This is a genomic window from Chroococcidiopsis sp. [FACHB-1243] (genome assembly GCF_014696895.1).
GTDB lineage: Bacteria > Cyanobacteriota > Cyanobacteriia > Cyanobacteriales > Chroococcidiopsidaceae > Chroococcidiopsis.
The window spans coordinates 1-7242 of the sequence record NZ_JACJQX010000104.1 but is presented as its reverse complement, the minus strand read 5'-3'; the positions used below and the strand labels follow the sequence as shown (position 1 = coordinate 7242).

At 40.6% G+C, this 7242-nt stretch carries 6 protein-coding genes and 1 pseudogene; 1 reads left to right on the top strand and 6 read right to left on the bottom strand.

The genetic code is table 11. From position 1 onward, the window contains the following. A pseudogene (locus H6G17_RS31740) lies at window positions 1-2175 on the bottom strand (hypothetical protein); the annotation flags it as partial. A gap of 30 nt (window positions 2176-2205) precedes the next feature. On the opposite strand from H6G17_RS31740, the gene H6G17_RS31735 reads away from it, so the two are divergent. Continuing rightward, on the top strand, window positions 2206-2781 hold the full coding sequence (locus tag H6G17_RS31735; protein ID WP_192162651.1) for a hypothetical protein: 576 nt from the start codon (window positions 2206-2208) through the stop codon (window positions 2779-2781). 229 nt (window positions 2782-3010) lie between these two features. On the opposite strand, the gene H6G17_RS31730 is transcribed toward H6G17_RS31735, so the two are convergent. From H6G17_RS31730 to H6G17_RS31710, 5 genes are all read right to left on the bottom strand, one after another. Then, window positions 3011-4579 (bottom strand): relaxase/mobilization nuclease domain-containing protein, encoded by a 1569-nt coding sequence (locus tag H6G17_RS31730; protein WP_347276496.1) that lies wholly within the window; start codon window positions 4577-4579, stop codon window positions 3011-3013. Window positions 4580-4739: 160 nt separating this feature from the next. Further along, entirely contained in the window at window positions 4740-4886 is a 147-nt protein-coding gene (locus tag H6G17_RS31725; protein ID WP_192162649.1) for a hypothetical protein, read from the bottom strand. A gap of 311 nt (window positions 4887-5197) precedes the next feature. Then, a complete protein-coding gene (locus tag H6G17_RS31720; protein WP_192162648.1) occupies window positions 5198-5431 on the bottom strand; it encodes a hypothetical protein in 234 nt (77 codons plus the stop codon). Window positions 5432-5454: 23 nt separating this feature from the next. Then, window positions 5455-5703: an MmgE/PrpD family protein gene (locus H6G17_RS31715; RefSeq protein ID WP_192162646.1), complete on the bottom strand. Its 249-nt coding sequence runs from the start codon at window positions 5701-5703 to the stop codon at window positions 5455-5457. A gap of 273 nt (window positions 5704-5976) precedes the next feature. Then, window positions 5977-6378: a hypothetical protein gene (locus H6G17_RS31710; RefSeq protein WP_192162644.1), complete on the bottom strand. Its 402-nt coding sequence runs from the start codon at window positions 6376-6378 to the stop codon at window positions 5977-5979. Window positions 6379-7242 lie beyond the last annotated feature (864 nt).

Below are 7242 nucleotides of genomic sequence, written 5' to 3'. Positions count from 1 at the left end.
GCTGTTAACGAAAAAAGCTTTTTGGATAATTTCATTCTTTCTATTCCTAACAGATGCAAGCTCTACAAATTCTTGCATATATTGAATGTAATCTTGTTTAGCTTGCCGCCTTCGCTCGTCAGGATTACTTTCACGCTGCTTTTGTTCTTCCTGAATAATAGTAGGCAGAATTTTTTTATAGTGCTTGGTAACTGCGTCGAGATATGCCGATTTTTCTTCAGTAGTGCTGTAATTTTTGAGGATAGTAATTTCTGATTCTAGTGCTTCAATCGCAGTGAGGTGATTGTTGATCGTACCAACGCTGATCCCATCGCTCATGTGGATAGCAATTTCTTCAAATTCTGGCTGCGATGCATCTGCCCCGTAAAAAGATTGTTTTTTCAGCTTAGGAGTAGGAGCGTAGGCATTTTCTAGCTGGTTTCTATATTCTGCTTCTTCTGCAAGGTAGGGATAGTATTTTGCTAAGGTAAATCCGATGCAGTCGCCATCGTAGTCGCGACCTTGCCGCTCTTGCTCTGATTCTAAAACGAGCGATTCAATATTCAGACCTAGTTGATTCAACCGCTCGATTTCTCTATTAAAGTTAATAGCAAACTTTATTTTTTCTGAAACATCTAAAGCATTAATATTGGTATTGAGATAAGTTTGAATCTCATCGCTGTTAAATGTATCATCTCGTTCTTTTACCTGGGTAACTGCATCTTTAACTTGCAAGAGAATGCGGTTGTAGATTTGAGTGAATGTTTCATCACTAACTGCGATCGCTCCCTCCAAAGGATTTCTATCTGGTCCCAGTATGTCTTCTACAACTTTGTTAGTAGAATTGCACAAGCCATTTGAATTGAGGAATGGCGAACGAAAGTTAAGCACTTTTTCTTCTGCGTTATACCAAGGTATGCAGATTTCGCCGTTCTTTAACTCTTTAGAAGGAATCACCATTGCTCGTTCAAATAGTAAACTCTTACCAACGGCAATGTCCTTCCATTCGTTTTGTACGAATCTAGCTAGCTCTTGCTGTACTTTTTCTGTTTCTAAAATTTGACAATAACTCATCAGATCGGCTTTGATGAGTCGGTACATAATTAAATCTTCTCTAGGCTCGGTTTCTTCTAAATTACCCTCGTTATCTATTTCATATTTTTCTAACTGCTTGCTGTATTGTTCTATAAATTCCGGCAATTGATTCGATTTTATAGCTTGTTTGACATCCTTTTCCAACTGAGTTTTTTGTTCCTGATTAAAGTCCTGACGTTTTTCATATTTTTCGCAGTATAGAGCTGCTAGTTTTCGCGGATCGTCTTGGGCTTCTTTAAGCCTTTTGGCTTGAGCTTCTAATTCTTCAGCAAAATCTTTGATCCCAATAGGAAATGAGGCTAACATCTGCGAAATAGCGGTCTTCCCTCGTTGGGATTGTGACTTTTCGCCTAGCCATATCTTTTGTTTATACAACCCAGGCTTTATCTGTGGTTTCAGGGGAGCGCCAGGTCTGTCCTTGTCCGTTCCCTTGAAAGAGGATAGAGGTAAGATGAGATCGATTTTTTGCTTGTTGTTCGGGTTTTGAAAATCTAAATTGTCCAGATTATTAGGTCTGAGAGTGCCTTTGCCAAATCTAAACTGGGTGTCATCGCCATCTTGAGATATCCAGCCAAAGCGGTGTTGGATGATGTGATAAGGTACTTTCGTATCGATTTCTCTATTGGTGAGGCGGTTGTAGACATCGGTGGATATTTGTCCGTAGCAGTCACCTGTAAGCCTGCGAGCTTTTTCGTCATCAATGATGCCGCCATTTCTACCTGTAGTATCATCAACAACTAGAATGCTAAGTTCTTCAGCGATCGCATTTTCACAAGAGCCGAGAAAAATCGACCCGTAAGCACCCCTGTCTTTACGGTCGGGGCATAATCGATCTATAACTTCCAAACACTCTTTGGGTCCGTAGAGTAATCTAGACTTAGATGAAAGGAGCAGTACGTGACCGTCTGGATGGTTTTTGAGTTCTGTAGCTGTTGAAGTTTCGTCCATGTGACCGAACGAAAATTCAGTATTGGGAAAGAAATACTCTAATAATGTATTGTTTAATTCTTCATTTAGTAAAGATTCAGCATTGTTGAAATCGTTGTCGATGTGAATCCATTGATTTAGTTTAGTATTGAAATGCTTAGTAGTAATTGTCATATTTGGACATTTCAACAAGGAGTGATAATAATGGTGCAGTATTCACGCTTAAAACGTTTTTTAAATCAAAATAAAAGGGAAGTAGACTACGAGGGTAATCTCGAAGCAGAATACGCTGAAGGTATGCGTTCTCGCGGTCTGTCAGAAGCAGTTATTGCAGACAAGACTGCTAGATTGAAAGCTGAGTATGAAAGACTGAAGCAGCTTGACGAAACCGATCCCGAACAGTGGGTTGTTTACACTGCCTACGATGTTATTTTCACAGAAGAAGAGAAGCAGCAGTTTAATCCTGATGGTTCTTTGCGCCAGGAGTACCAGCAAGATATGCAACGGCGCGGTTACAGCGAAAATTGGCTGGAAGAGAAAGAGCGTCTGAAAAAAATTGAAGTCGAGAATTTCGAGCAATTGTCGGTGCAATACGCCCAAGTGGGAATTAATTTCCCAGAGCAACAAGCGATCGCTCGTGCTAGCGATTTTGCTCGACTTCAGAATCCAGCTCAAATGTACAGGGTTCGACAAGACATTCGTAACGCCGAAAAGATATCCGAACTTTCTATCGGTTTGGAAAGTGACGATTACGAACAACAGAGCTGGCAGCAGTTTTAACATTCCTTTAGCGATCGCTTTAAATGGGGTCAAAGCGATCTTAAGAGAATTGTTATCTCTACTGAATCTAATAAAATTCTGATTTTATCTCAGATATATGTTGATTTTTTATGAGGCAATGTAAAACTAAAATCATAAACCTGAATCCAAGGATATTGAATGAATATTAAGAATAAATAGTGTTTGGCTTCCAACCATATTTATTAATAAGATTTCTAGAGGATTTAATTCAACAATTGTAGTCAATACCTTTTTGAGTTGACTTCAGTTGTTGTTTTTGCAGTTGTTGAATTGCTGGAACAATTTTATCTAGTATTGTTGCATCTTGCTGGGTCAATCGCGTTGCTTCTATTTCTTGCCATTGCCCGTTGGTGTATGCAGTTTTTAGAAGTTGTTCTCCATTGGAGTTGCGGGTCAGAGTAAGTATATTATTATCGAGCTGGGCTGAATATCTGTTACCGCTGAAGAAAGTCGTGTTAAGTGTTAGAAGGTATGCTGTCACTACAGTGGAGTAATGGGAGTATGACGGTATAGGAGTGATATAAGGCGTAGGGTGGCAGGTATCGCTGGAGCTACTACCTTCCACGATCGTTGGTATTGGTTCGACACCGGATTGGGCGATCGCATCTAGATGAGAGCTAGGAATTTCTGTTTCCTTCTTAGTTTTTGTTGTTTGTTGTCTCTCGTTGTCACTAAACTGAGTTTCATGCATCCGATTGGGAATTTCTGCTAAGCTTGCTTCTTCGATCTGTGCTGAGACGATAGTTACTGTGACTTGACTGGGGCTATCTTCAACAGTGTCATAACGAGCCCCTTTGCCACCATTGTCGCTGGCAATCTCAGTTGAGGTAAAGGATATTATCGATCCCCCTGCTTCGACATTTTGCTTTTTGACATTGCTTCTTCTCCTCTTCTTACCCTCAGTGGCTGTTAATTGGGGATGTCGAGCTGCAACAATAGCTGGCATATCTTTAGTTGGATTGAAGCATAAGCCGCGTTGGATTAACTTAGGAAAGGTGTAATTGCTGCCAATAGAATATCCAGCAATCTGCCAACCATCTTTGGAGTAGCTAAATCCACTCATAAATCTGTCGCCAGAAAACTTAGGCAACACTGCAATACCGTGTTCCTGTTCCAGGCGTTGAATAAATTGACTGACAGTAGGTGAAGTTGCAACCAGATCGTCGATGATTTGGGCAAACTGTTGCGTTAGCGACTTCTGATTTGAAGTGTGGTGCTTCTGTCTGATGCTAGGAGCGCGGCGGGTAGTATAACTAGTTTCGATGCCATGCTGCTTTTTAACAGCAGCTGCTACTTGAGAATTGCTACATGAAAGAATTTCTAGCCCATACTCTTGCTCCAGCTTGCGGATGGTCACTTGAGATTTCCACCAATCCCAAGAATCGTTGACTGCTGTGCCATCCATCCTTACCCTACTCGCAACTATATGAATGTGGGCATTGTTTGCGTCGTCGTGGCGGACAACGAGCCACTGACACTCATGAGTTCCTTCTCCCACAAACCCCATTGCTTGTAGGTAACGCTTGCTAATTTCTGCGTATTGCTTGTCTTCTAGACGTTCGCGATATTCATCTCTATCTGGAAGCGAGAGAATGATGTGACAACAGGTGCGCTGTACGTTTGGATTGAGAGCGCAAGTGACTCTCAATTGGGCTGCTAGCTGTGCTGGTGTTGTCCCCATCATATTGGTAGCAATAGTGACAGGATTTTTCTGTTCGTTAAGAACGTATGCCAACGTTCCCCAGAAGCCAGCGTGCTTGTAGTTCTTCCCTATCACTTATGAATTATATTTATACAACGTTATATTTTATACAATATTATTTTACTAGGAGAGTGGAGAAAAAATAAACCAGAAAAATTCTTCTGGTTCGAGGATGAGTACTAGTAATGAGAAAGCGTTGGATACTCAGACAAAACCAGGTGCTTGGAAACGTGCTTTATTTTGATACACCTTTATTTTGATATACATAGTTAGCTGTTGCAGGCAGTCGATATCTTGCGATCGCAACTGTGAGCGATGGCTGCCAGTTCTTGCGTCCACCGCTTGTAGGTAGAGCTGCCGATGATGCCTTCAACTGCCTCATTATTTAGCTTGTAGTTTACTGTCTACATAATTGGGGACTTCAAATCTCAAATTTAATAATAATTATTTATCAGTCGGAGTTTATTAGATAGCTGCGATATAGGCTTATACGTTGTTGCTTTACGCCATCGAGCAGCAATTGACTATCAATTAATTCCCTTTCGATCCTTAATCCACCAATTTGAACTATTTTGTTGATAATATCTGATTAAATATTTTATAAAAAAGTGAATTATTTAGAATTTGACGAAACACGCCTCTTCGGAAGTTGTCTATCTATATTAAGTATTAAGTTATTTTAGCATTATTTTACTACTTGTTTGAGTATTCAATTATTTGTCCTATTCCTTGACCATTACACGATACAAAATTTGTAGGTAGATGTAGGGTGAGGTGGAATCCACTGAATTCTAGATTGCGATTGGGGCAATTTTGGTAAAACCACTGTTTCGCCTCTTCTTCTGTACTGAAAGTTTGCTGGGCAACTTCTTCTGAGGGTAAGTGCCAAGCGTTATTGGAATCTAAGCTACAAATGTATTTTGGCACAAGCGATTTCCGATGGCTAATTCTTAACATTGATATAGCATTTTTTTCATTGGGCTGTTTGTTTTTTCTACTTCGCTGACAATCTGAACCTTTCCATCTTGCAGCCGATATTCAAAGCAGCGTCCATCAGCTAGTTCCATAATAGTCATACCATTTCTTTCATAGAATATTGAACGACCACTAGCCTTGTGTTCGGCAATTTCTTTTTGTACGCCCGCTTGTGCTAAGCGTTCTAGTTTTTTGCCCCATTCAGAAAATTCACTATTGTTCATTGTTTTATCTATTTTCCTATTTGAGAAGCAGCAAATCTTTTGTGCTGCAAGCAGAGCTTTATTCGTTGATTGTTCTATTTTGACAAATTAGAACCGAACTAGAAAGTGTGCTGTAAGGCTTTCAATCATCGTTAAGATTCTGAGTCAGAAACATTACTGTACTTTTTTTAGAAAAAGCTGTTGGCTAGTACATTGCAAGTATATCTACTTATACGGCTGGTTGCGAGGGAGATTTTTAAGTTTATCGAATTGGGAAAATTTTCTTGAGATTCGTTATGCTACCTCTTGTTTGTTCTTAGCAGTAGTTTCTATATTATTCCGCATTTTCCCTAACCCATAAGCTTCCATTCCAGCTACTTGAATGTGGTTTTCCATAGCGTCTAGCAGGGGCATAATTTCTGCAATTGGCGCTGTGCGATCGCCATACAGCTTGCAAGTATTGCGAATGGTAAATATGAGTTCCCTGGCTTTGCCCAGACTTTGGTAGACAAGGACTTGGTTAATGGTGGGGGGAGTAGGGAGTTCCCTACGTAAGGCAGATTTTTCTATATATTCGGCAACGGTAGTATTAGACTTCTTTGCTTTCTTTTTTACCTCGGCGTAGTCATCATCATTGAACCTTGCTGTCACTCGATTGTTTTTTTTCTGCTTTCCCATCTTCGTTCGTGGAGTCATTTTTTATACTTAAACTATTTTATTTATAGCACCTTCAAACATAGCTGGCGTAATGGTAGCAGTGGGAAAATGCTGAGCATTCGTGGATAAGATAGCGATACCGTAGCTGTAGCAAGTGTCATTCGACGGCGATCGCTCTCAAGAATATTAGTTATAAAGATTACAAAGCTTATACTGAGAAGCAGAATTCGTGTACTGAGATTTTAGTGCGTACACTATTCATACTATTAACAGACAACCCCTGCTGTCACAAAGCTCTCGGAGTATTGATGAAGGCAATGCAATCGAAAATATTAGCACGCGATCGTAGTCTTGTTGCTCGGTAATTAATGACTTAATTAGTTGTGTATCAACGGTGGGAAAGTGATATGGTACGATGCTTAGGAATAGTTGAGATGCGAGCGCTTCTATACTGCAATATAATACAAAATCTGCACTCATTACTGTCAACAATAGAGATTATTGAGAATAGCCGAAGAGAAGCGAGATGCTCTAGACATAGCTGGCGCTCAGCCGCGTTCGGCTGTGATGGTAGCGAGGCACTCTGGGGCGATGCTTGCGCTAAAAGCAGGTTTAATATGGTGTAAAACCCAGGACAGAAGAGACTTTGAAACCATTAACTAGGAAAGATACTGCCTCTTTTCCCAGCCATCAAGGGTAGTGAAGAATAGTGGGCAGATTGGGAGAAGCTTGGGAGGAGACCGGGAGCAATTTGGGAGCAGATTAGGGGCAAAACAAATCTGGAGGAGAATTGGGGCAGTTAGGGGCAAAAGTGGGTGCGATTGGGAGCAGATTGAGAGCAAAAGTGGGTGCGATTGGGGGTAGATCTGGGGGAAATACGGATGATAAGTCCCTTAAGAAGAA